Source organism: Sphingomonas sp. LR60, assembly GCF_036855935.1.
Classification (GTDB): Bacteria; Pseudomonadota; Alphaproteobacteria; order Sphingomonadales; family Sphingomonadaceae; genus Sphingomonas.
In genome coordinates this window covers 2,992,686-3,015,465 of record NZ_JASPFK010000001.1, presented here as the reverse complement: position 1 = coordinate 3,015,465, position 22,780 = coordinate 2,992,686, and the positions used below count along the sequence as shown (strand labels likewise).

Genomic DNA, 22,780 nt, shown 5'->3' with positions numbered 1-22,780 from the left:
TTTACACCTCGTACCGCGCCGCCGTCTTTGCCGCGACCTCGTCGGCGGTCACGCCGGGCGCCAGCTCGACCAGCCGGAACGGTGCGTCATGGTCCGGGCGCTGGAACACCGCCAGATCGGTGACGATCATGTCGACGACGTTCTTGCCCGTCAGCGGTAACGAACAGGCCGGCAGGAACTTCGGGCTGCCGTCCTTGGAGACATGCTCCATCACGACGATGATCTTCTTGACGCCGGCGACCAGATCCATCGCGCCGCCCATCCCCTTGATCATCTTGCCGGGGATCATCCAGTTGGCGATGTCGCCGCCCTCCGACACTTCCATCGCGCCGAGCACGGTCAGGTCGATATGCCCGCCGCGGATCATCGCGAAGCTCTGCTCGCTGCCGAAATAGGCGGAGGAGGGCAGCTCGCTGATCGTCTGCTTGCCGGCGTTGATCAGGTCGGGGTCGACCTCGTCGTCATAGGGGAACGGCCCGATCCCCAGCATCCCGTTCTCGGACTGGAGCGTCACCGTCATCCCCGCCGGAATGTTGTTCGCGACCAACGTCGGGATGCCGATGCCGAGATTGACGTAATAACCGTCCTTCAGCTCGCGCGCGGCGCGCGCCGCCATGCCGTTGCGATCCCAGCCCTTCGCGTCTGGGCCTTTCGCTTCCTGCGACATCAATTCAGGCTCCCGTTCTGGATGGTGGTGATCTCGGTGGCCTGCTCGCGCAATTGCTCGCTCAGCCCGGCGACGATCGTCTGCAACGCCTCGTCCTCGGTCATGCCATAGGTGCCGGCATAGGCGCGTGCGGCGTGGCGCACGGTATCGGCCATCAAATAGCCGAAGACGTGGGCATCGCCCAGCACGCCCGCGTTGATCCACACCGACGCGCCCGCGCCATCGGTAACCCAGATCCGCGCGACCTCCGCCGAACGGTCGGTCAGCACGTCGCCGTTCTCCAGCGCGATCGCGCCCGTGGGTTCGTCGGTCATGGCACGTCCTTCCAGCGTTTGTCGGCCGGGAAGGTCTCGTCCCAACCGCTGCCGAGCCCGGTGCCGTAGACCGGGTTGGGCAAGACGAACCAGCCATTGCCCCAGCGCGCCTCGATCGGCGCGACCGCGGTCAGCATCCGCCGCCCGACCGCCGGGGCAGGGCCGGGCGGGTTGAACAAATCCGCGAAGTCGCCGAGCTGGTCGCCCGCCAGCGCGACGACGCAATATTTCGCCGCGATCGCCGAACGCCGCCCGTCCTTGCCCGACTTGCCGTCGGCATCGCCCTTCAGGAACAGCGTCTCGCCGTGGCGGAAGTCGCCGAGTCCGGCGTTCGCCAGCGCCTTTGCGGTCGCCTCGGCATTGCTGGCGGAGCGGTTGGTGTTGATGACCATCGTCACGCCCATCGCGCGCAATGCGTGGAACGCCGCCACCGCGCCCGGCACCGCGGCCACGCGCGTCGCGCCGCCCTTCTCCCAGCGTTCCCAGCGTTTCTGGTCGAAGCCGCGCGGGGCTTGCGCATCGTCATATTCATAGCCGAGGTTGAGCACCGCGGTTTCGTCCATGTCGAGCACCACCGCGGGCGGCAGCGTGCCGCACGGCACCGTATCTGCGCTCGCCGCGGTCGCCCAAGGCGCGAGCACCACCGACGCCGGCCAGCGCGGCAACGTGCCCGCGGGCCGCTGCGACGGCAGCCGCCCGCGCCGGTCGCGCGCCGCGGTCAACACGTCGCGAACGTAGCGGACCATGCCATTATACGCCTGTTCGGACAAAGCCGCCGCCTCGCCCGAGCCATAGAGCCACGCCATCGCGGGCGGCACGCCCGGCGGGGCGGGCGGATCGACTGCGAGGGGTGGCGGGCTGGGCCGTCCGAGCAGCACCTGCCGCTGCGCCGCGCATCCGCCGAGCGTCGCGGCGAGCGCCAGCAGGACGCTCGCGCGCTTCACGCCGCTTGCACGCGTGGGCGGGTGGTGCGAAATTCGATCTTCTTTTCGTACGGGCTGCCGACGATCATCCGCTTCACATAGATGCCGGGCAGGTGGATGTGATCGGGGTCGAGCGCACCGACCGGCAGCACTTCCTCGACCTCGGCGACGCAGACCTTGCCCGCTGTCGCCATCGGCTGGTTGAAGTTGCGTGCGGTCTTGCGGAAGATCAGATTGCCGCTCTCGTCGGCCTTCCAGCCCTTGATGATCGACAGATCGGCGCGGATGCCGCGTTCGAGAATATATTCCTCTCCGTCGAACAGCTTCACTTCCTTGCCCTCGGCCACCTGCGTGCCGACGCCGGTCTTGGTGTAGAAGCCGGGGATGCCCGCGCCGCCCGCGCGGCAGCGCTCGGCCAGCGTGCCTTGCGGACAGAATTCCACCTCCAGCTCGCCGGACAGGAATTGTCGCTCGAATTCCTTGTTCTCGCCGACGTAGGAGGAGATCATCTTCTTGACCTGTCGCGTGCGAAGCAGCTTGCCGAGCCCTTCGCCGTCGATCCCGGCATTGTTGCTCGCGATCGTCAGGTCCTTGGTGCCAGCGTCGCGGATCGCGTCGATCAACCGCTCGGGTATGCCGCACAGCCCGAACCCGCCCGCGCAGATCGTCATTCCGTCGAACAGCAGCCCGTCCAGCGCGGCGGCCGCATCGTCGTACACCTTGTTGACCACGGCTTGCACACTCCCGTCCGGCCCCAGATCGCGCGCGTCCACGGTGCCCCGTGTCGCACACCCTCGCTCCTTAGCGAGCGACACCGCGAAGGCAACGACAACCCTCATCCTCCCTGCAGGGGGAGGATGAACCTCCGACCACAAGCCTCTTGCGGCCCCTCCGCCACACGATAGGCTGCGCGCCCATGACAAGCCTCAGAACCGGCGGCCGTATTCTGGTCGACCAGCTCGTCGCACAAGGCTGCGACCGCGTGTTCACCGTGCCGGGGGAGAGTTTCCTCGCGGTACTCGACGCGCTCCACGATACGCCTTCGATCGAGGTGGTGACGTGTCGGCAGGAGGGCGGGGCGGCGTTCATGGCCTGCGCCGACGGCACGCTGACGCACCGGCCCGGCATCGCCTTCGTGACGCGCGGTCCGGGGGCGACCAATGCGGCGATCGGCGTCCATGTCGCGCATCAGGATCTCGCAGCCGATGATCCTGTTCATCGGCGACGTCGATCGCGGCACCCGCGACCGCGAGGCGTTTCAGGAGATCGACTTCGCCGCGATGTTCGCGCCTTTGTGCAAATGGGCGGCGCGGATCGACGATGCGCGCCGCATCCCCGAATATGTCGCACGCGCCTATGCCACCGCGGTCAGCGGGCGGCCGGGCCCGGTGGTGCTCGCGCTGCCCGAGGACATGCTGCTCGACGCGGTCGAGGCGGCCGATCGCGCGCGCATCGACCGGGTGGCGCAGGACGTCGACGCCGACACGCTCGACCGGTTGCGCGACTTGCTCGCGACCGCCGAACGACCGCTCGCGATCGTCGGCGGGGCGGGGTGGGACACTGCCGCAGCCAACGCCTTCGCCGATTGGGCGACGCGCGCGGGCGTGCCGGTCGCCGCCGCCTTCCGCCGACAGGACGCGATCGCCAACGACTGCCCGGCCTATGCCGGCAATCTCGGCTACGGCCCGAACCCAGCGCTGGTCGCACGCGTCCGCGATGCCGATCTGTTGCTGGTCGTCGGCGCACGGCTCGGCGAGGCGACCACCGACGGCTATGCGCTCGTCACCCCCGACCACCCCGGTCAGCGGCTGGTGCACGTCCACCCCGATCTCGCAGGAGCTGCACCGCGTCTACGCCACCGACCTCGCGATCTGCGCCGGCATGGCGGAGTTCGCCGAGGCGCTGGTCCCGCTCGATGGCGGCGCGCACCCGCACGCCGCCGAAGCGCGCCGCGATTACGAGGCATGGACGGCGCCGCAGCCGCGCGACGGCGTCGCGCTCGATCTCGGCCCGTGCGTCGCGGCGATGCGCGACGCGTTGCCCGCCGACACGATCATCTGCAACGGCGCCGGCAATTTCTCGGGCTGGTGGCATCGTTACTGGCCCTATGCCGGGCCGGGAACGCAGCTCGCACCGACCGCCGGAGCGATGGGCTATGGCCTGCCCGCTGCGGTTGCCGCGTCGTTGCGACGGCCGGGGCGCAGCGTCGTCGCGGTGGCGGGCGACGGCGACTTCCTGATGAACGGGCAGGAACTCGCGACCGCGGTCCAGCATGGCGCCGACCTGCTCGTCATCGTCGTCGACAACGGCACCTATGGCACGATCCGGATGCACCAGGAGCGCGAATACCCCGATCGCCCCGCCGCGACCCGGCTCCACAACCCCGATTTCACCGCACTCGCCCGCGCCTATGGCGCGACCGCCGAGACGATCGAACGGACCGCCGACTTCGCCCCCGCGCTGGACCGACTGCGGACGGCGTCGGGCGTGCGGCTGCTCCATTGCCTGACCGACATCGAACAGATCACCCCCGCGACGACGCTGACCGCGATCAAACAGCGGCACCGCCCGCTGTAAGGAATAACCCGACCAACCCCTATCGACCGCTATTGACTACAACCGTAATCGATACGATTACAGCTGTAGTCGAAGGATGTGGCGAGGGAGCGAGTCGTGGTCGAACGGATCAGCGATGCCGAACATGCGGTCATGGAGGTGCTGTGGGACGAAAGCCCGCTCACCGCGCAGGACGTGGCCGAGCGGGTGGACCCGGAGCGCGGTTGGAGCGCCGCCACCGTCAAGACCTTGCTCGGTAGATTGCTCGGCAAGGAAGCCGTCCGCCACGAGGTCGATGGCCGTCGTTATCTCTACAGCCCTGCGGTGCGCCGCGACGAATATGTCGCGCGTGAGTCCGATCGGCTGATCGACCGGCTGTTCGGCGGCCGGCTGACCCCGTTGGTCGCGCACCTCGCCGAGCGTGATGCGCTCAGCGATCAGGACATCAGCGAGATCGAAGCCTTGCTCAAGGCGCTCAAGCAATGATCGGCTGGGCGATCGAGGCGATGCTGGCGTCGGCGCTGCTGATGCTGGCCGTCATGGTCCTGCGCGGACCGGTCCGCAACGCGTTCGGCGCGCGTGTCGCCTACGCACTCTGGGCGCTGCCCGCGCTGCGGATGGTGATGCCGCCGCTGCCCGAGGGTTGGCGCGGCGAGGCGCTGCCGGTGCTGCCCGCGCTGGAGCCGATGACCATCTCGCTGGGGCATCCGGTCGCGACCCTCCCGGTCGAAACGACCAATTCTGCGCTCGGCTGGCCGCTGATCGCGCTGGGGCTGTGGCTCGGCGGCGCGGCGCTGCTGCTCGCGTGGCAGGCGGTCGGCTATTTGCGCTTCCGCTATAACGTGCTGCGGCTCGGCATCGCGGTCGATCGCGTCGGCTCGGTAACCGTCGTGCAGAGCGCCGCCACCGACGGCCCGCTCGCCTTCGGCGTCTTCGACCGCGTCGTCGCCTTCCCGCGCGATTTTGCGGCGCGCTTCGATCCCGAGGAGCGTGCGCTCGCGCTCGAACACGAGCTGGGCCACCACGCACGCGGCGACCTCGTCGCCAATTGGGTCGCGCTGGCGGTGCTCGCGCTTCACTGGTTCAACCCGCTGGCCTGGATCGCCTTCCGCAAGTTCCGCGCCGATCAGGAAATGGCGAACGACGCGCGCGTCCTCGCCCGCACCGGCGGCACGGCGCGCCACGCTTATGGCTGCGCGATCGTCAAGGCCGCATACGGCCGCGCGGTGTCGCCGGCCTGCCACCTCAACACCGTCAAGGATCTCAAGGGGAGATTGAAGATGCTCGGCAAGAACAAGGCCACCCGTATGCAGACGGCGACCGGCAGCATGGCGATCATGGCGCTGGCGATCGGCGGCCTCGCCTTCACCGCGTCGGGCACCCAGGCTGCCGAGCGCGTTCGTGCCGGGATGGAGGATGCGACGGGGATCGAGATGACGATGCCGGAAATGCCAGAGATGCCGGAGATGCCCGAGGTTCCGGAAGTGCCGCCGATGCCACCGATGCCGGCCATGGCCACCGCGCCTGGAACCCGTCACATCGCCGTCCAGCAGCATAAGGGCCACGACACGATCGTCACCGTGACGACCGACGGCCGCACCACCACTTACACGGGCGAGGAGGCCGACCGTTACCTCGCCGCGCACCCCGCGCAGACGCCCCCGGCACCGCCTGCGCCCCCCGCGCCGTATCCGCCCATGCCGCCCGTGCCCCCGTCCCGCCGGCGCCGGGCGATGCCGACGTCGCCGAACTGAACGCGCGGGCTGCCGAACTGGGGCGCAACGCCGCCCGGCTGGCCTCGGTCGACGCCGCGCGCCTGCAACGCCAAACCGCACAGATTCAGCGCAGAGCGGCCTTCGACTCGGCCCGTATCCAGCGTCAGGCCGCCTGGGCGGCGCGTCACGCGGCGCAGACGGATGCGATGCGGGTCCGGCTCGACTCGGACAATCTGCGCCGCCACTCGCTGCAAGCCGCCCTGGCCGGTCTGGAGAGCACCCGCGCCGGGCTGGCGATCAACCGCGACCTCACCGACGCGCAGCGCACCGACGCGCTCGCCTCGCTCGACCACGAACTCGCCACCATGCGCCGCCGTATCGCCGAGCGCGACTGACGACGCTGATGGTTCTTCCGTCATTGCGAGCGTCGCCACGCTCGCAATGACGAAGCGGGAGGGCGAGAACCCCACAACCCTTGCACCCACCGCGCACCGCCGCCATGTGCAGCTCAGATGGCAGACGACCTCCCCACCGGCGTGGCCGTGACGCTGGAACCGCTGGTGACGCGCGTCCTTGCCCCAAATGCCTCGGCCTATACCTACACCGGCACCCAGACCCATCTCGTCGGCACCCGCGACCTCGCGATCATCGACCCCGGCCCGGCCGACGACGCGCACCACGCCGCCTTGCTCCGCACGATCGCCGGCCGCCGGGTCCGCGCGATCCTGATCACCCATCACCATCGCGACCACTCCCCGCCGCGCGGCGCCTTGCCGCCGAGACCGGTGCCTCGGTTATCGGCTGCGCGCCGCTGGTGGTGCGCGACGCGGGCGAGCAGGCCGACGCCGCCTTCGATGCCAATTATGCCCCCGATCGCGTGCTGGCGGATGGCGAGCAGGTCGCAGGCGACGGCTGGACGCTTCAGGCCATCGCCACCCCCGGTCACACCGCCAACCATCTCGCCTTCGCGCTCCCCGAAACCAACGCGCTCTTCTCGGGCGATCATGTCATGGGCTGGGCAACCAGCGTCGTCTCGCCCCCGGACGGCGACATGGGCGATTACATGGCGAGCCTCGAAAAGCTGCTGCTGCGAGACGAGCGGGTCTATTACCCCGGCCATGGCGATGCGGTCGATCGCCCGCAGCGGCTGGTGCGCGGGATGCTCGGCCACCGCAAGCAGCGCGAGGGTCAGATCCTGCGCCTGCTCCGCGAGCGGCCGCAGCCGATCGCCGCGATGGTCGCACGCATGTACGTCGGGCTCGACGCGCGGCTGCTCGGCGCGGCGTCGCGCTCGGTGCTCGCGCATCTGATCGATCTCGCGCGGCGCGGGCTGGTGGTGGAGGAAGGGGACGCATGGCGGAGCATCTGACCGGGCTCGGCAAGCTGCTGGTGTCGCTGGCTATCGCCACGGCGATCCTCGTTGCGACCTTCGTCGGCTATCGCTATTTCACCGAGAAATACACGGTCGCCACCGATGCAAGCGGCGTCGCGGTCGCGCGCGTGGTCGCCGGGCGCTTGTACGGCAGCAACGAATTGCGCGTCAGTCACCTGTCGGGCACCGTCCAGTCGACCGCCTCGGCAACACGGATGTGGGGCTGGCTGAAATATGTCCGCGTCATCAAGGCGCCGTATGACGTCGACTATTTCGTCCCGCTCGGGTCGCTGCGCCCGCGTGACTTCCGCTATGACGAGCGCCGCCGCCGCTTGCTGGTCGAGGTGCCCGACGTGACGGTCGGCGCGCCGAACATCGACGAGAGCCGCGTGACGATCGACACCACCACCGGCGTCCTCCCGCCACGCGGCGCAATGGCCGAGTTGCAGAAGAAGGTCTCCGCCAAGGCCACCGACGTGGTGGCGGCCAAGGCGCGCGAGCCCGAGAACATGCGCAAGGCACGCGAGAACGCCCGCACGGCACTCGAAAGGCTGTTCGAGGGGACGCTGGAGGCGGCCAACCTGCCCGTCAACGTCGAGGTGCGTTTCGCCGGTGAGTCGCGCCCCGACAACCGCGACCAATGGGACCTTACGCGCTCGCTCGAAGAAGTACTCGGCAACGCGCGGTAGCAGCGAGCGTTCGCGTCGCCACCTGTCCGTTATTCCCGCGAAGGCGGGAATCCAGAACCTCTGACGGTGCGAGCCTTGCGAGGACCTGCGCGTCTGGATCCCCGCCTTCGCGGGGATGACAGCCGATTGTTGGGCCTGAGCCGGTCCCACCCTCGCTCTGGCCGAGCTTGTCGAATGCCCAACCGCCGTTCGTGCTGAGCTTGTCGAAGCACGTGCGCCAAGCGAAGCGCTCGTAACACGCACTTCGACAAGCTCAGCGCGAACGGGTCCGTGATTGGCGCGCTTCACTCACCCACACTGATTCGCTTGATTGCGCCCCCGGCACGGGCCATCTGCGCAAACATGGAACAGCCGACGAACCTGACGGGTCTCGACCTGCGCGCCGAGATCGACCGCCTCCGCAAGGAGCGCAACGCCGTGATCCTCGCGCATTACTATCAGAAGCCCGAGATCCAGGACCTCGCGGATTTCGTCGGCGACAGCCTCGACCTCAGCCGCAAGGCGCAGGCGACCGACGCCGACGTCATCGCCTTTTGCGGCGTGCGCTTCATGGCCGAGACCGCCAAGATCCTCTCGCCGCACAAGACCGTGATCCTCCCCGACATGGACGCCGGGTGCAGCCTCGAGGATAGCTGCCCGCCCGAGCAATTCGCCGCTTTCCGCGCGCAGCACCCCGATGCGATAGCGCTCACCTACATCAATTGCTCGGCGGCGGTGAAGGCGCTCAGCGACGTGATCGTCACCTCGTCCTCGGCCGAGACGATCCTCGCCAAGATCCCGCCCGAGCAGAAGATCATCTTCGGCCCCGACCGCAATCTCGGCGGCTATCTCGCGCGTAAGACCGGGCGCGACCTGATCCTGTGGCCGGGCGTGTGCATCGTCCACGAGGCGTTCAGCGAGACCGAGCTGCTCAAGCTGCGCGCGCAGCATCCGACCGCGCCGATCGCCGCGCATCCGGAATGCCCGGCGGTGATCCTCGATCACGCCGATTATGTCGGCTCGACGCGCGGCATCCTCGATTATGCGATCGCCATGCCGGGCGACACGCTGATCGTCGCGACCGAGCCGCACATCATCCACCAGATGGAAAAGGCGCTCCCGGGCAAGACCTTCATCGGCGCGCCGGGCGCGGACGGCAATTGCAACTGCAACATCTGTCCGTACATGGCGCTCAATACATTGGAAAAGCTCTACGTTGCGCTGCGCGACCTGACCCCGCGGATCGAGATGGACGAGGGGCTGCGCTTGCAGGCCAAGAAGAGCCTGGACGCGATGCTGGAGATGGCGAGCACGACGGTCGGGCAGGGCGATCTCGGCCCCGCGAAGGTGACCGGCGACTGACGACGCGACGGGCAAGGCGCTCGCCCCAACCCTCGTCATCCCGGGCTCGACCCGGGATCCCGCTTCTTCTCAGGCAGCGCGTTGAAGCGCCACAACGCCGCATACGCATAAAGGACAGCCATCGCTGTCCTACACCCCGCACCCTCAGCTAGACTGAGCGGCGTGACGCCATCGCTCCCGCCTCCTGCCACCATCTCGATGGCCGTTTTGCGCGCACTTCGCAAACATCCGCGTCCCAAGATACCGGTGACCCCCGGCGCAACCCGCTGATGCCGCGCCAATTCTCCCGTTTCGCCCTCAAGGCCGCGATCGATGATCCCGTCGCCAACACGGTAACATTCGCGGCACAGAAGACGATGTACGGCGGCAAGACGATCACCCCCGGCGACCGTATCTTCCTCTTCGCCAGCGAGACGCATGGCGGGCGAGGGTTGGTCGCGCGCGGGATCGTCGCCGCTGCGGTGGTCACGCCCCGCACCGACGCACCGCGACAGACCCCACGCGTCTCGGTCACGATCCGCGTGGACGGCGTGGCGACGCGCCCCTGCGGGCGACGCGAGCTGCGCCCCTGGCGCGAAGGGCCTGAAGATGCGCCGCAATTCGAGCTGGATTTCAAGCTCTACCGCCAAGCGACCGACAAGATCGTCGGACTCAGCGATGCGACCGCCGGCTGGCTGGAGCAGTTCTTCTGACGCTGACCCATGCGCCCCTTCCGCTCGATCGTGGCAAAGGTTACCATATCGCCATGCACCGCCTGATCCCGCTCGCGCTCGCCCCAATCGTCCTCGCCGCCGCCCCTGCCGCCGACCCCTACCGCTGGCTGGAGGACATCGAAGGCTCCCGCGCGCTTCAGCAGGTCAAGGCATGGAATGCCGAGACCGAGGCACAACTCACCAAAAGCCCGCGCTACGAACAGGATCGCGCCCGTGCCAAGGCGATCCTCGATGACGAGGCGCAAATTGCCGACGTCGACACAGTGCTCGGTGACCGTGTCACAAACCTCTGGCGCGACGCGAAGAATCCGCGCGGGCTGTGGCGGGTCGCGACGCTCGCCGACTATCGGGCCGGCCGCCCGCAATGGCGCACGCTGATCGACGTCGACGCGCTCGGCAAGGCGGAGGGCAAGAGCTGGGTCTGGCACGGCGCGAGCTGCCTCGAGCCCGACTACACGCGCTGCCTCGTTCGACTCAGCCCCGGCGGGACCGACGCGCAGGTCGTCCGCGAGTTCGATCTGACCACCAGCCGCTTCGTCGACGATGGCTTCGTATTGCCCGAGGCGAAGAGCGACGTTGTGTGGGTCGACCGCGACACCTTGCTGGTCGCGACCGATTGGGGGCGGGGGCGCTCACCAATTCGGGCTATCCGCGCATCGCGAAATTGTGGAAGCGTGGCACGCCGTTAGCCGCAGCGACCATTGTCCACGAATCCCCCGCCAGCGCGGTGCAGGTCGGCACGGCGGCGTTCGTCGACGCCGACCGCCGCTGGCCGATGGTCAGCGTCGGGCACACCTTCTTCGAACGCGAACTGCTCGTGCAGGCGGCCGATGGCAGGTTCGTCCCGCTGGGGCTGCCCAAGGGCGCCGATGTCACCGACGTGATCGGCGGACGTGCGATCGCGAAACTGAACAAGCCCGCGGACGGCTTCCCGGCCGGCGCTCTGGTCGCCTGGTCGCTCCCCGACATTATCGCCGGCCGTCGTCCCAAGGGCGAGCTGGTCATGGCGCCGGGCGCGACGCAGGCGATCGAGGAAGTTTCGGCCAGCGACAATGTGTTGTGGGTCAAATTGCTCGACGACGTGTCGGGGCGGCTGCTCGCGCTGCGTCGACAGGCGGACGGGCGCTGGACGCAGACTCCGGTCGCGCTGCCGGGCAACAGCACGCTTCACCTCGGCGCGACGACCGGCAAGAGTGACGAGGCGTTCGTGACGGTAGAGGGGATGCTCACCCCACCGACGCTCTACGCGGTGCGCCCGGGCGTAGCCCCGCGCGCGGTGCAGGCGCTTCCGGCGCGGTTCGACGCGACGAAATATCAGGTGGTTCAGCGCTTTGCGACCTCGCGGGACGGGACGCGCGTGCCGTATTTCCTCGTCACCAAGAAGGGCGCGACGGCTCCCGCGCCGGCGCTGATCCACGCTTATGGTGGCTTCCGGGCCGCGCAGACGCCGACCTATCTCACCGAGCAGCCGTATCGCGCCGGGCCGCTGGCGCTGTTCTGGGTCGAGCAGGGCGGTGCCTATGTGCTCGCCAACCTGCGCGGCGGCGGCGAATATGGGCCGCGCTGGCATCAGGCGGGGCTCCGCGAGAAGCGCCAGAACGTGTTCGACGATCTTCATGCGGTCGGCGACGATCTGGTCCGTACCGGCGTGTCGAACAAAGGAAAGATCGGGATTTCAGGACGTTCGAACGGCGGGTTGCTGGTCGGCGTGGCCATGCAGCAGCGTCCCGACCTGTATGGCGCGGTGATTGCGGGGTCGCCGTTGGAGGATATGCAACGGTATTCGCATCTGTCCGCGGGGGCGTCGTGGATCGACGAATATGGCGATCCCGACAAGCCTGCCGATTGGGCGTTCATCCGCCGCTATTCACCGTATCAGAACGTGAAGTCAGGCGTTCGCTATCCTCCTGTATTCTTTTACCTTTCGACCAAGGATGACCGGGTGCATCCCGGCCATGCGCGCAAGCTGGCGGCGTTGCTGAAGCAGAACGGGAACACCGTTTACTTCCACGAATATCTGGAGGGTGGGCATTCGGTCGGGGCCGATCACGCCGAAGATGCGCGCCGCGCGGCGCTGCTGAATGCGTTCCTGGGACGGGAGTTGATGCGAAAATAGCCTTAGGGCCCGTGTTCGATCGCAACAAGGTCGTGACGGAGCGGATTTTGGCGCCAGGCTAGGAGCACGGAGGGAGCGATGCCCAAGCATCGTGACCGACGCGTGACGCCGCATGGCGCCAAAAGCCGCCCGCCGCGGAGCGGTCGCCCGTGGAAGGCCGCCCAGCGTCGTCGCTTGCTTGCGGGTAGCTCCGCTACCCGACTGCGCTGCACTTCTCGTGGGCGGCCTTCCACGGGCGATCACGATCCTTGTTGCGATCGAGTACGGGCCCTAAACGGTGCGCTCATCGGCGAGTGCGCAGGCTGTCCCGGTCTCGATCTGTACCGTCGTATGGCCGATTCCGAAGCGTTCGTGCAGCATCGCCTGCACGTCCTCGAGGAACGCATCGCCCGGATGCCCGGCCGGGATGCGCAGATGCGCGGTGAGGCTCGGTTCGGTAGTCGACATTGGCCAGATGTGGAGGTCGTGGATCGTCTCCACGCCGGGCAGCGTCGCGAGCGCTTCCTTGACCCGGTCATAGTCGATCCCGCGCGGCACCGCCGACAGCGACATCTCCACGGTTTCGCGAAGAAGTCCCCAGGTCTGCCAGAAGATCACCACCGCGATGACGAGGCTGACCAGCGGGTCGATCCACGCCGCGCCGGTCAGCCAGATGACGACGCCAGCGGCGACCACCCCGGCAGAGACCAGCGCATCGGCGAGCATGTGGAGATAGGCGCCGCGGACGTTGACGTCGCCCTTGCGTCCGCGCGCGAACAACCAGGCGGTGATCGCGTTGACGACGATTCCCAGCGCGGCGACGGCGGATACGGTGAGCCCCGGGACGACCGGCGCCGACCCGAAGCGATGCACCGCCTCCCATGCGATCGCGCCGATCGCAACCAGCAGCAGCAGCGCATTGACGAGCGCGGCGAGGATCGTCGACCCCTTCAGCCCATAAGTGAAGCGCTTCGACGGTGCAGTCCGCGCCAGCGCCGCGCCGCCCCACGCCACCGCCAGCCCGAGCACGTCGGAGAGATTGTGTCCGGCGTCGGCGAGCAGCGCGACCGAGTCGAACATCCACCCGGCTACGCCTTCAGCGACGACATAGATGAGGTTGAGCGCGATCCCGATCGCGAACACATGATCCCAGCGCTCGGGCGGAGTGGCATGTGCATGGGAATGGCCGTGATCGTGGTCGTGCCCGTGCCCGTGCCCTTGCCCGTGATCGTGACCGTGGTGGTGATGGTGGTGCCCGTGACCCATGCGCAGCCTCTACCATCAGGCTGGGGCGGGCGACAGCGGTTAGCGCTGATCCACCCGCTTTGACTATCTCCTTCTGTCACCCCGGCGAAGGCCCGGGCCCGGTTGGGAACGCCAGTGAAACGACGCGCGACGTTTCTCACCAGCGTTCCCCAACTGGGCCACGGCCTTCGCCGGGGTGACGCTTGGCTTCAGGGCTTGCGTGTAGAAGCGGGGTCCCGGATCAGGTCCGGGGGACGGATGGGCGTCAGCGCCGGGTGCCGAACCAGATGACGTGGGTCGCGCCCTTGCCGTTTTCGCGTGCGCGCACCTTGACCTCGTCGACCGCGAAGCCGCTGTCGGCGAAGCGGCGGGCGAAGCGCGGATCGGGTGCTGCCGACCAGACCGCCAGGACGCCGCCGGGCCGCAAGGCGGTGCGGGCCGCAGCCAGCCCGCGTGGGCCATAGAGGCCGTCATTGCCGGGGCGAGTCAGCCCGTCCGGGCCGTTGTCGACGTCGAGCAGGATCGCGTCATAGCGTCCGCCGCCCGTGACGATCGCCGCGCCGACATCGCCCATCTCGAGCGTGACCCGTGGATCGTCGAGACAGCCGTCGGTCAACGCCGCCATCGGCCCGCGTGCCCATTCGATGATGCCGGGCACCAGTTCGGCGACCGTGACCTGCGCATCCGCCTCCAGCCGGCCGAGCACGGCGCGCAAAGTGAAGCCCATGCCATAGCCGCCGATCAGGAGGTGCGGCGCGGAACGATCCTCGAGCCGGTCGCACGTCATCGTGCCGAGCGCGACTTCCGAGCCGCTCATCCGCGTGCTCATCAGCTCGTTGCGCTCGAGCACGATCATGAAGTCGGCGCCACGCCGGAACAGCCGGAGCGGCGGGCCATCCGGCACCTCCGCCACGCCGACCAGTTCGGGGCGGATCACTTCTTCTGGCGGGCCTTGCGTGCGGCGTAGCGGGCGTCGCGTGCCGCCTTCATCTCGGCCGCGGTCGGCATGACCGGTGGGCGCTTGGCGGCGGCGGCGGCCTCCGCGGCAGCGGCTTCCTCGGCAGCGGTCTGCGCGCGCGCCTCTTCCTTGGCGGCCTTTTCGGCGGCGATCGCGGCCTTGCGCTCTTCGCGCTTCTCCGCCTCGGCAGCTTCCTTGGCCTCGCGGGCGGCGAGACGGGCGGCGACCTCTGCAGGATCGGGGGCGGCCTTGTTCTTCAACGCCTCGAGGGCGCGCGCCTTGGCGTCGCGGGCGGCGGCGGCGCGCTGGTTGAAGTCAGGGGCCTTGTAACCTGCCATGCTGCGAAATTCTCCTTGGGGAACGACAACGCCGGAAACGGCGAAAAGCACAACGGCCCCGCATCGCTGCGGAGCCGTCGGGAAAGCCGATGAAGCGAAAGGCTACACCAACCGCATCCGAATATACGAGCGCTGTGGCATTTGCGCAACCGCTTTATCGGGCGCCGTCTACCGCCAGCCGTCCGAGCGCCGGATCGTCGGTGAAGAACGAGTCGACGCCGAGCGCGATATAGCGGCGCATCTCGGCCACCGATCCGGCGTCATGGCGCGCGTCCGGCCCGGCGGTGCTGCGGAAGTCGGCGGCGAGGAAGCGGTTCTCGGGGCGGAAGGTCCACGGGCACACTTCGAGGCCGGCAGCATGTGCGTCCGCGACCAAAGTGGTCGGCGTGCCGAGCCGCCCGTCGGCGGCGAGCGGGATCAGCATCCGCGTGTTCGGCGCGACGATATCGGCGTAACGCGCCATCTCGCGCAGCCCGGCGGGCGACACCATCGTGCGGTAATCGAGCGCGCCGCCTGCCTTGGCGACATCGGCGGGCTTTTGCGAAGGATCGCCGATGAGCTGGACGAGCCGAAGGTTGCCGCCCTTCGGCAGCTTGCCGCGGACGTAGCGCAGGTTCGCGACCTCGAACGACTGCAACTGCACCGGCGCGCGACGGGTATAGGCATGTGCGGCGAGCACGGCGAGGAAGCGGTCCTCGACGGGCAGGCCGACGCCCGCGAAATAGGTCGAATGTTTCAGCTCGGGCACCAGCCCGATCGTCCGCCCGCGCGCCGCCGCCTCGGCCGCGGCGAAGTCGATCACCTCGTCGAGCGTCACGACCTGGAACTGGCCGTCATAGCTGCGGCTTTCGGGGCGGATCGCGCCGAGCCGCTCCTTCGCCCGCAACGTCTTCAGCTCGGCGAGCGTGAAATCCTCGGTAAACCAGCCGGTCTGCGGCTCGCCGTCGATCGTCTTCGTGGTGCGGCGCGACGCGAATTCGGGGTGATCGGCGACATCGGTCGTCTCGACGATGTTGTTCTCGTGCCGCGCGACCAGCACGCCGTCCTTCGTCGAAACGAGGTCGGGCTCGATGAAGTCCGCGCCGTCCGCAATCGCCTTGGCATAGGCGCCAAGCGTGTGTTCGGGGCGCAACGCCGATGCGCCGCGGTGCGCGAACACCAGCGGCTTCTTTGCGGAGGGCGCCGCGCCGGCGGTGGAGGCCACCCCCAGCGCGATCGCGGAGCCGAGCGCGGCGCGGCGCGTCATCACACTCAGAACCCCGCGCTGAGCGTGACGAACGCCTGACGCGGCGCGAGCGGGAAGAAATTGTACGTCCCCGATGCCGCGCCGACGCTGATCGTCGAATAGGCCCGCTTGTCGGTGATGTTCGTCACGTTGAGGCTGACGTTCAGCTTCTTGGCCAGGCCCTCGCCCGACAGCGGCATGTCGAAGCCGATCCGACCCGAAAGGGTGAAATAGCCGGGCACCTTCAGATCGTTCGTGAACGTGGCATAGCGACGACCGATATAGTCGCCGATCAGCTGCAGCTCCACCCCTTCGCCGCTGAGCGTCGCCACCGTCTTGTTGAGCCAGTCGGGCGAGCCGGGGACCTTCTTGCCGGCGGTCGGCACGACGGTCTGCGCGGCGCCGACCGTATAATTATCGGCGTAGCGCGAGTTGTTGTACGACAACGCATTGTAGAGCGAGAAGCGGTCGCCGAAGCGCAGCGTCGCCGCCGCATCGACGCCGTCGGTCTTCACGCTGCCGACGTTGGCGATGATCGGCGCGCCGCTGATGATCGCGGTGATCGTCGTGGTCGGGCTGATCGCGAGCAGCCGGTTCGAGAAGTCGACGTGATAGTAACTGATCTGGCCCTCGAACCCGGTCAGCGGGCCGAGATCGAGCGGGCGGCGGGTGCGGATGCCGGCTTCATAGGTCCAGCTTGTTTCCGGCTTGGTATTGTCCTTGAAGAACTCGAACAACGTCTGGCTGCCGAGCGCGAACGGCGAGAGGCCGGCGGCGGCGCTGGTCTGGAACTGGCGGATGTTCTTCTGCGCGTTGACGAAGACCTGTTCGTGGTCGGTCGCGTCCCACAGCACGCCGACCTGCGGCAGGAACCATTCGTCGGTGCCGATCCGCCCGACCGGCAACTCGCGCGAGCCGGTGAACGAACCCGGGATCGGCTGCACCGGCACGCGCTGGCGTGCATGCTGGAAGGTGCTCTTGAAGCCGGCCTGGAGCGTGAGCGTGGGGAGGATCTTCCACGCGTCCTGAATGTGCGCCTGGATCTCGGTCACGCGGATCTCGCTGCCATATTGCGTGATGAGCGGGTTGGCGAGGTCGAGCGGGCGCTCATAGGGCGAGGACGGATCGTTGACGTCGAGCGCGTACCAGCGGCGATAGGCGGCGGAGCTTTGATGCTCGTACCAGCCGCCCAGCTCGATCGTGTGGTTGCCGAGTTCGGCGCGCAACGTCGAGATGCCGCCGACGCGGTCGATGCGATATTCGGTGGTGCGGGTTGCGAGCCCGGAGCCGCCGAAGATCGTCGACAGCCGCGCGAGGTTGGCGGCCGAGGTCGGGCTGCTGCCCGCGACGCCGGGGTAATAGAAGGAGAAGAGCTGCGGCAGCCCGGCGACGGTGATCGGGCCGGCGACGATGCCGACGCCGTCATTGTGGTGGAAATACGCCTGGTTGGAGAAGGTCACGCGGTCGGTGACGTTCCAGTCGTACTTGAGGTAGCCGAGATAGTCGGTGCGCAACGCGGCACTGTAGTAATTGCTGTAGTTCGCCCCCGACGCCGCATAGCTGGCGGCGTTGTTGTACGGCAGCTGATTGGCGAGATATGCCTGCATCCCGGCGAAGTTCGGGTAGAGGAACGGGCGGATATAGGGCTGATAGGTCTGGGTCGCGGAGACGACGGTCGCGTCTTCGTTCGGCTCGGCCTTGTCGGAATAAGCGAAGTATGCGGTCAGCTTGCCGATCGAATCGTCGTGGACCAGCTTGGCATTGGCCTGCCAGCCCTTCTGATAGCCCTCGAAGTCCCAGGCGCGTGCGCGCTGGCGCACGCCCGAGATGTAGAAGCGCGTGTTCTGGCCGATGTCGCCGCTGTCGAGGCGGACGTAGCTGCGCGTCGCCTCGTAGCTGCCGACGGTCTGCGCGGCGCTGATGCCGAAGGTCGGCTTGGGATCGCTGGTGAAGGTGTCGATCGTGCCGCCGAGATTGCTGGTGGACGCGGTGCCGAGATCGCCCGCACCCGAGGCGAGCACGACGCGGCCGACATTCTCCGAGATCGTCGCACGCTGCGGGCTCAGGCCGTTGTAATTGCCGTATTGCTGATCGCCGAGCGGAACGCCGTCGAGCGTGTAGCCGAGCTGCTGCGCGTTGAAGCCGTGGACGAACAGCGAGATGTTCTGCTCGTTATTGCCCCACGGATCGGCGGTCAGATAGGTGACGCCGGGCAGCGTCTGAAGCGCCTTGAGCGGGCTGATGCCGGGTAGCACCTTCTGGATCTCGACATTGGTGATCTGCGCAACGGCGCGGGTGGCGGTGCCGGTGACGATGATGTCGTCACCCGCCGGGTCGGCCGGTGCGGTGTCGTCGGTCGGCGGTGTGACGCTCTGCGCCAGCGCGGGCGCCGCGACGATCAGGGCGAGCGGGGCGACGCCCGCAGTCAGGAAATGACGCATCTTACAGGACTTTCGAGAGAGCAGGGATCACAGGCCGGTGCGCAGCGAGACGAAGAATTGGCGCGGCGCGCCGGCGAGCAGCGTCTGGTTGTCGCCGCTGCCGGTGTAGCCGTTCGAGCCGATCGTCGAGACGTAGCGCTTGTCGAGGAGGTTGGTGGCGCTGCCCTCGATCCGGACGCCGTGCAGCCCGCCGAGGTCGCCGATCGTGTAGCCGATCGTCGCATCCACCAGCACGCGGTCGCCGACCGACTGGTCGTTGGTGTAGGTGAAGTAGCGCTTGCTCATGTAATCGGCGCCGACACGCGCGAGGAAGCGGCCATCGTCATAGACGATCTCGCCCTTGGCCATGTGGCGCGGGCTGTCGACGACGGTCTTGCCGCGCGTGGCGGTAATGAGCGCGCCGTTTGCGCCGAACACATTGTCCTTATATTCGGAGTGATTGTACGAATAAGAGGCGAAGATCGAGAGCGGGCGCGCGATCTTGTAGAGCGCGGTCGCCTCCGCGCCGTAATTCTCGACGCCGCCGACGTTCTGGAGCGTCACCGGATTGCCGACGATCCCGGCGCCGCTGGTATAGGCGAGCAGCCGGTTCGAGAAATCGACGTAATAGCCCGCGATCGACCCCTGGAAGCCGCCGCTCCGGAACCGGATGCCGGCCTCTGCGGTCTTCGACTTTTCCGGGCGCAGGCGACCGCGGATCGCGTCGAAGCCCTGCTGTGTCGTTGCAAACGGCGAGGCGCCGACCGCGGCCGAGACGAAGGCGCGCATGTTCTCGGTGTAGGTCACGAATGCCTCGGCCGGGCCGAAGCCGTAGACCGCGCCGACCTGCGGCAGGAACCAGTCGCGCGCGTCGATCTTGCCGCTCGCCAGCGTGCCGACGATCGGCGTCGCCTTGTTGGTGACCTCGTAGCCCTTCCATCCGCCGGTCAGCGTCAGCTGCCCGAGGGTCAGGCGATCGCTGACGTAATAGAGCTTCGTGTCGGTCTGGAAATCGACGTCGAACTGCGTGGCGAAGGGGTTCTTCTGGAACGACAGCACATTGCCGGAGAAGGTCGATCCGCCCGCAACGCCGTAGAAGCGCCGCGCGTTGCGGAAGCTGTTCGATTCGTACCAGCCGCCGACCTCCAGCGTATTGGCGCCGGTTTCCACCTTCAGCCGCGCGATCGTGCCGCCGCGGTTGATGTCATATTCGGTGGTGCGGATCGACAGCGGCGCGCCGCCCGGCGTGCCGAGATACGGCGTCACCCACACACCCTGGCCGTGGTTGTCGTGATAATAGCCGGTGACCGACAGCGTCACCGCCTCGGTCAGCGGCGCATCCATCGTGATCCCGGTCAGGTAATCGCGGCGCAGGCCGGCGGCATCGTAATAGGCATCATCGACCGACGTGTAGGGCGACGGGAAGGTCAGCCCGGCGCTCGGATAGGGCAAAGCAGCGGTCGCCGAACCGGCGCGCGTCACCTGATTGTTGTAGATCTGCGCGAATTGCAGCGCACGCGCATAATCCGGCGCGAGATTGTCGGCATCATAGCCCAGCCGCCGGATCATATCGAGGCTGAGGTCCTGATAGTCGTTCTCGCGGCGGTCCGAGAAGTTGAAGAAGGCGGTGATCGAGCCGCGCGCGCCGAAATCCTGCACCAGCTTGGCGTTCGCCTGATGCTGGCGCTGGACGCCGTCACCCTTCCACTTGCCGGCCTCGAGATAGCCGTAGCTGAGATAGCCGCGCAGGCCGTTGCCGGTGATGTCGCCGCTGTCGACGCGCACGAACCCGCGGTACGTGTCGTTCGAGCCATAGGTGCCCGAAGCGGCGATCCCGAACGTGTCCGACGGGCGGCGCGAGAAGAATTGCAGCGTGCCGCCGAGGTTGGAGGTCGATGCCTCGCCCAGCGCGCCCGCACCTTGCGCGACAGTGGTGCTGCCGACGTTCTCCGAGATGATCGCGCGGCTGATGTGGAGGCCGTTGGCGTTGCCGTAGCTCATGTCGCCGAGCGGAATGCCGTCGAGTGTGAAGCCGAGCTGGTTCTGGTTGAAGCCGCGCAGCGAGATGCGGCTCGACCATTCATACGCGCCGAAGGCATCGGCCGACTGGAAATTGACGCCCGGCAGCTTGGCGAGCGCCTTGAGCGGGGTGGTGCCAGGGGTCTGGCGTTCGATGTCGGCGGCGGTGATCGTCTGCACCTGCCGCGCCTGCCCGAAACCGAGCACCACGACTTCGCTGCCCTGCGTTTCGGCCGGGGTGTCCGTGGCAGGATAGGCGGCGGGCGTAGCGGGGGGCGTGTCGGCGGCGAGCGCGGGCGTGGCGATGGCGGCGAGCAGCGCAGTGCCGGCGAGCAGCATCGAACGAAGCATGATCTTTTCCCTTTATGCCCGCCTTTATGGCGCGGCGTTGCGCTCCCCTGCGCGCGGGTGTTTGCGGGCTCGTGACTATATGGTTGCTAATTCATGACGATGGGTGGCTTGGTGGCGGGGAAGCTTCGGCGTTCGGGCAAATAAATCCCGCCGGATCGCCCGCCGCCTTCGTCATTCCCGCCTGCGCGGGAATGACGGTATGATGCTACGCCATCTGATTGCGGCCGTGGGTGACGGTGGCGGAATAGCCGATCGACGCGGCGGGAGTGCGCTTGGTGATCGTATCGACCATGATCCAGTCGTTGCGGACGCGATCGGGCGCGATCGTCAGCGCCATATAGCCGCGACGCGACGTGTCGCACCATTTCAGCTCGGGGTTGGTGCGTACCAGATCGGCGGCGATGCGGCGCGGATCGTAGGTCGAGGCGCTCTCGAACCCCGGCGAGGTGACGCTGTGCCCGGCAAACTCGACCGCGGCGGCATGGCCGTCCTGCGAAAGATCATAGGCCCAGGCATTGTGGCTGTCGCCCGAGATCAGCACCGTGCTGCCGCCCAGCTTCTGCGCCTCCTTAAGGAAGCGCGCACGCGCGGCGGGATAGCCGCCCCAATTATCGAAGTTGAAGGGCAGCCCGGCCTGCGCGGCGGCGATGCCGGCGGTCACGTAGCGGTTCGACTTGGGCGCGACCCATGTCTCCGCATCGGCGGGCATCATCGTCTGCCCCATGATCGTCCCGAAGCCGACGACCTGCCAGCGCCGCCCGCTGCGCACCGAGGCGGCGAGCGCGTGGTTCAGCCAGCTTTCCTGCTGCCACCCCATCATCGTCGCGCCCGGATCCTGCCAGGCCCCGTCGCGGAAGGCGCGCAAGGCGGCGGCGGGATCGCTGGACTTAAACAGGACGTCGAGATCGGGCTGCTGCGTGCGCCCGAGCAGCCGCGTCTCGGTGCGGAACAGCGTGGCGAGCGCGCCGATGTCATAGCTCTTCCACGGCTCGTCCGAGACCGGCATCCATTCGCGATACGCCTGGATCGAGGCGGAGCGGCGCTGGTTCCAATCGCCCTCCGTGGCGGGATCGTGGTTCTCCGCGCCGCCCTCCCAACTGTCGTTGGCACTTTCGTGGTCGTCCCACTGCGCGATCATCGGCAGCCGCGCGTGGAGCACCTGCAGATCGGGGTCGGCCCGGTAGCTGGCGAAGCGCTGGCGATAATCGTCGAGGTGGATCGTCTCGGCGAGCGGCTGCGGAAGGCGGCCGGGGACCAGCTGGCTGGTCGTCGGATAATGATCGGGCGCATATTCGTAGAAATAGTCGCCGAGGTGGATCGAGCAGTCGAGGTCGTCACGCGCCGCCGCATGGGCATAAGCGTTGAAGAAGCCATAGCCGAGGTTCGAGCACGAGAAGATCGCCGCGCGCCACGGGCGGACGCCATCGGCGGGCAGGGTGCGGGTGCGCCCGATCGCCGAGCGTGTGCCGTCGGGGGAAATGAAGCGGAACCAATACCAGCGATCGGGGGCGAGCCCGTCGGCAGTAAGCTTGACGGTATAGTCGCGCCACGGGCCGGTGATCTGCGCGCCGACCGGACGCGCGCCGCTCATGTCGGGTCGCTCGGCGATCTCGGCGGTGACCTCGCCCGCGCCCGCCATCACGCAGCGCGTCCACAGCAGCACCGAGTCGGGGCCGGGTTCGCCACTGGCGACGGCGTGGGTGAAGCCGCGCGCGGCGTCAGTGGTGGCGGCGAACAGCGGCGACGCGGTCAGCGCACCGGCGCCGACGATCAGGGAACGGCGGGAAACGAGCACGGGCGAGCCTCTTCATCTGCGCGGATCGGAATGGCGCACGGATG

General features: G+C 67.9%; 19 protein-coding genes and 2 pseudogenes. 10 read left to right on the top strand and 11 right to left on the bottom strand.

Annotated elements, in window-relative coordinates; all coding sequences use genetic code 11:
• Nucleotide 1 precedes the first annotated feature (1 nt).
• Genes QP166_RS14130 through QP166_RS14115 form a run of 4 tightly spaced genes read right to left on the bottom strand, consistent with a single transcriptional unit; the run spans nt 2 to nt 2,635 of the window.
• Entirely contained in the window at nt 2-667 is a 666-nt protein-coding gene (locus QP166_RS14130; RefSeq protein WP_333916487.1) for a 3-oxoacid CoA-transferase subunit B, read from the bottom strand.
• Nucleotides 667-981: a DUF5076 domain-containing protein gene (locus QP166_RS14125; protein ID WP_333916486.1), complete on the bottom strand. Its 315-nt coding sequence runs from the start codon at nt 979-981 to the stop codon at nt 667-669. Before QP166_RS14125 ends, QP166_RS14130 begins: the two co-directional genes overlap by 1 nt.
• On the bottom strand, nt 978-1,925 hold the full coding sequence (locus tag QP166_RS14120) for an HAD family acid phosphatase (RefSeq protein WP_333916485.1): 948 nt from the start codon (nt 1,923-1,925) through the stop codon (nt 978-980). The genes QP166_RS14125 and QP166_RS14120 overlap by 4 nt, the downstream gene beginning before the upstream one ends.
• Nucleotides 1,922-2,635 (bottom strand): CoA transferase subunit A, encoded by a 714-nt coding sequence (locus QP166_RS14115; protein WP_333917351.1) that lies wholly within the window; start codon nt 2,633-2,635, stop codon nt 1,922-1,924. The genes QP166_RS14120 and QP166_RS14115 overlap by 4 nt, the downstream gene beginning before the upstream one ends.
• A 185-nt stretch (nt 2,636-2,820) precedes the next feature.
• Here QP166_RS14115 and QP166_RS14110 point away from each other — a divergent pair.
• The 10 genes and pseudogenes from QP166_RS14110 (at nt 2,821) to QP166_RS14065 (ending at nt 12,406) form a co-directional block, all read left to right on the top strand.
• Nucleotides 2,821-4,481, top strand: a pseudogene (locus QP166_RS14110) (thiamine pyrophosphate-binding protein).
• 96 nt (nt 4,482-4,577) lie between these two features.
• Nucleotides 4,578-4,946, top strand: coding sequence for a BlaI/MecI/CopY family transcriptional regulator (locus QP166_RS14105; RefSeq protein WP_333916484.1), 369 nt, complete (start codon nt 4,578-4,580; stop codon nt 4,944-4,946).
• Nucleotides 4,943-6,214 (top strand): M56 family metallopeptidase, encoded by a 1,272-nt coding sequence (locus QP166_RS14100; RefSeq protein WP_333916483.1) that lies wholly within the window; start codon nt 4,943-4,945, stop codon nt 6,212-6,214. The genes QP166_RS14105 and QP166_RS14100 overlap by 4 nt, the downstream gene beginning before the upstream one ends.
• 167 nt (nt 6,215-6,381) lie before the next feature.
• On the top strand, nt 6,382-6,570 hold the full coding sequence (locus QP166_RS14095; RefSeq protein ID WP_333916482.1) for a hypothetical protein: 189 nt from the start codon (nt 6,382-6,384) through the stop codon (nt 6,568-6,570).
• A gap of 117 nt (nt 6,571-6,687) precedes the next feature.
• Nucleotides 6,688-7,544 (top strand): annotated as a pseudogene (locus tag QP166_RS14090) (MBL fold metallo-hydrolase).
• Nucleotides 7,529-8,236: a DUF4230 domain-containing protein gene (locus tag QP166_RS14085; protein WP_333916481.1), complete on the top strand. Its 708-nt coding sequence runs from the start codon at nt 7,529-7,531 to the stop codon at nt 8,234-8,236. The pseudogene QP166_RS14090 and the gene QP166_RS14085 overlap by 16 nt, the downstream one beginning before the upstream one ends.
• A 342-nt stretch (nt 8,237-8,578) precedes the next feature.
• Nucleotides 8,579-9,577 (top strand): quinolinate synthase NadA, encoded by a 999-nt coding sequence (nadA, locus tag QP166_RS14080; protein ID WP_333916480.1) that lies wholly within the window; start codon nt 8,579-8,581, stop codon nt 9,575-9,577.
• Nucleotides 9,578-9,846: 269 nt separating this feature from the next.
• Entirely contained in the window at nt 9,847-10,269 is a 423-nt protein-coding gene (locus QP166_RS14075; RefSeq protein WP_333916479.1) for a hypothetical protein, read from the top strand.
• A 53-nt stretch (nt 10,270-10,322) separates the two neighbouring features.
• Entirely contained in the window at nt 10,323-10,979 is a 657-nt protein-coding gene (locus QP166_RS14070; RefSeq protein WP_333916478.1) for a hypothetical protein, read from the top strand.
• Entirely contained in the window at nt 10,871-12,406 is a 1,536-nt protein-coding gene (locus tag QP166_RS14065) for a prolyl oligopeptidase family serine peptidase (protein ID WP_333916477.1), read from the top strand. Before QP166_RS14070 ends, QP166_RS14065 begins: the two co-directional genes overlap by 109 nt.
• A 270-nt stretch (nt 12,407-12,676) precedes the next feature.
• On the opposite strand, the gene QP166_RS14060 is transcribed toward QP166_RS14065, so the two are convergent.
• From QP166_RS14060 to QP166_RS14030, 7 genes are all read right to left on the bottom strand, one after another.
• The gene (locus QP166_RS14060) at nt 12,677-13,651 is read right to left on the bottom strand and encodes a cation diffusion facilitator family transporter (protein WP_333916476.1); all 975 of its coding nucleotides are present in this window, start codon (nt 13,649-13,651) and stop codon (nt 12,677-12,679) included.
• Nucleotides 13,652-13,895: 244 nt separating this feature from the next.
• Nucleotides 13,896-14,567 (bottom strand): spermidine synthase, encoded by a 672-nt coding sequence (locus QP166_RS14055; RefSeq protein ID WP_333916475.1) that lies wholly within the window; start codon nt 14,565-14,567, stop codon nt 13,896-13,898.
• A complete protein-coding gene (locus QP166_RS14050; RefSeq protein ID WP_333916474.1) occupies nt 14,564-14,926 on the bottom strand; it encodes a DUF6481 family protein in 363 nt (120 codons plus the stop codon). The genes QP166_RS14055 and QP166_RS14050 overlap by 4 nt, the downstream gene beginning before the upstream one ends.
• Nucleotides 14,927-15,080: 154 nt before the next feature.
• Nucleotides 15,081-16,172, bottom strand: a complete 1,092-nt coding sequence (locus QP166_RS14045; RefSeq protein ID WP_333916473.1) for a glycerophosphodiester phosphodiesterase — start codon at nt 16,170-16,172, stop codon at nt 15,081-15,083.
• A 5-nt stretch (nt 16,173-16,177) separates the two neighbouring features.
• Nucleotides 16,178-18,592, bottom strand: a complete 2,415-nt coding sequence (locus QP166_RS14040) for a TonB-dependent receptor (protein ID WP_333916472.1) — start codon at nt 18,590-18,592, stop codon at nt 16,178-16,180.
• A gap of 27 nt (nt 18,593-18,619) precedes the next feature.
• A complete protein-coding gene (locus QP166_RS14035) occupies nt 18,620-20,941 on the bottom strand; it encodes a TonB-dependent receptor family protein (RefSeq protein WP_333916471.1) in 2,322 nt (773 codons plus the stop codon).
• Between the two features lie 205 nt (nt 20,942-21,146).
• A complete protein-coding gene (locus tag QP166_RS14030; RefSeq protein WP_333916470.1) occupies nt 21,147-22,736 on the bottom strand; it encodes an alkaline phosphatase D family protein in 1,590 nt (529 codons plus the stop codon).
• Nucleotides 22,737-22,780: the final 44 nt, after the last annotated feature.

Bases quoted from the DNA above. Each gene is read 5' to 3' on its own strand.
- QP166_RS14130 (WP_333916487.1), bottom strand. From the start codon at position 667: ATGTCGCAGGAAGCGAAAGGCCCAGACGCGAAGGGCTGGGATCGCAAC.
- QP166_RS14125 (WP_333916486.1), bottom strand. From the start codon at position 981: ATGACCGACGAACCCACGGGCGCGATCGCGCTGGAGAACGGCGACGTG.
- QP166_RS14100 (WP_333916483.1), top strand. From the start codon at position 4,943: ATGATCGGCTGGGCGATCGAGGCGATGCTGGCGTCGGCGCTGCTGATG.
- QP166_RS14095 (WP_333916482.1), top strand. From the start codon at position 6,382: ATGCGGGTCCGGCTCGACTCGGACAATCTGCGCCGCCACTCGCTGCAA.
- QP166_RS14085 (WP_333916481.1), top strand. From the start codon at position 7,529: ATGGCGGAGCATCTGACCGGGCTCGGCAAGCTGCTGGTGTCGCTGGCT.
- nadA (WP_333916480.1), top strand. From the start codon at position 8,579: ATGGAACAGCCGACGAACCTGACGGGTCTCGACCTGCGCGCCGAGATC.
- QP166_RS14075 (WP_333916479.1), top strand. From the start codon at position 9,847: ATGCCGCGCCAATTCTCCCGTTTCGCCCTCAAGGCCGCGATCGATGAT.
- QP166_RS14070 (WP_333916478.1), top strand. From the start codon at position 10,323: ATGCACCGCCTGATCCCGCTCGCGCTCGCCCCAATCGTCCTCGCCGCC.
- QP166_RS14060 (WP_333916476.1), bottom strand. From the start codon at position 13,651: ATGGGTCACGGGCACCACCATCACCACCACGGTCACGATCACGGGCAA.
- QP166_RS14050 (WP_333916474.1), bottom strand. From the start codon at position 14,926: ATGGCAGGTTACAAGGCCCCTGACTTCAACCAGCGCGCCGCCGCCGCC.
- QP166_RS14045 (WP_333916473.1), bottom strand. From the start codon at position 16,172: ATGACGCGCCGCGCCGCGCTCGGCTCCGCGATCGCGCTGGGGGTGGCC.
- QP166_RS14040 (WP_333916472.1), bottom strand. From the start codon at position 18,592: ATGCGTCATTTCCTGACTGCGGGCGTCGCCCCGCTCGCCCTGATCGTC.
- QP166_RS14035 (WP_333916471.1), bottom strand. From the start codon at position 20,941: ATGCTTCGTTCGATGCTGCTCGCCGGCACTGCGCTGCTCGCCGCCATC.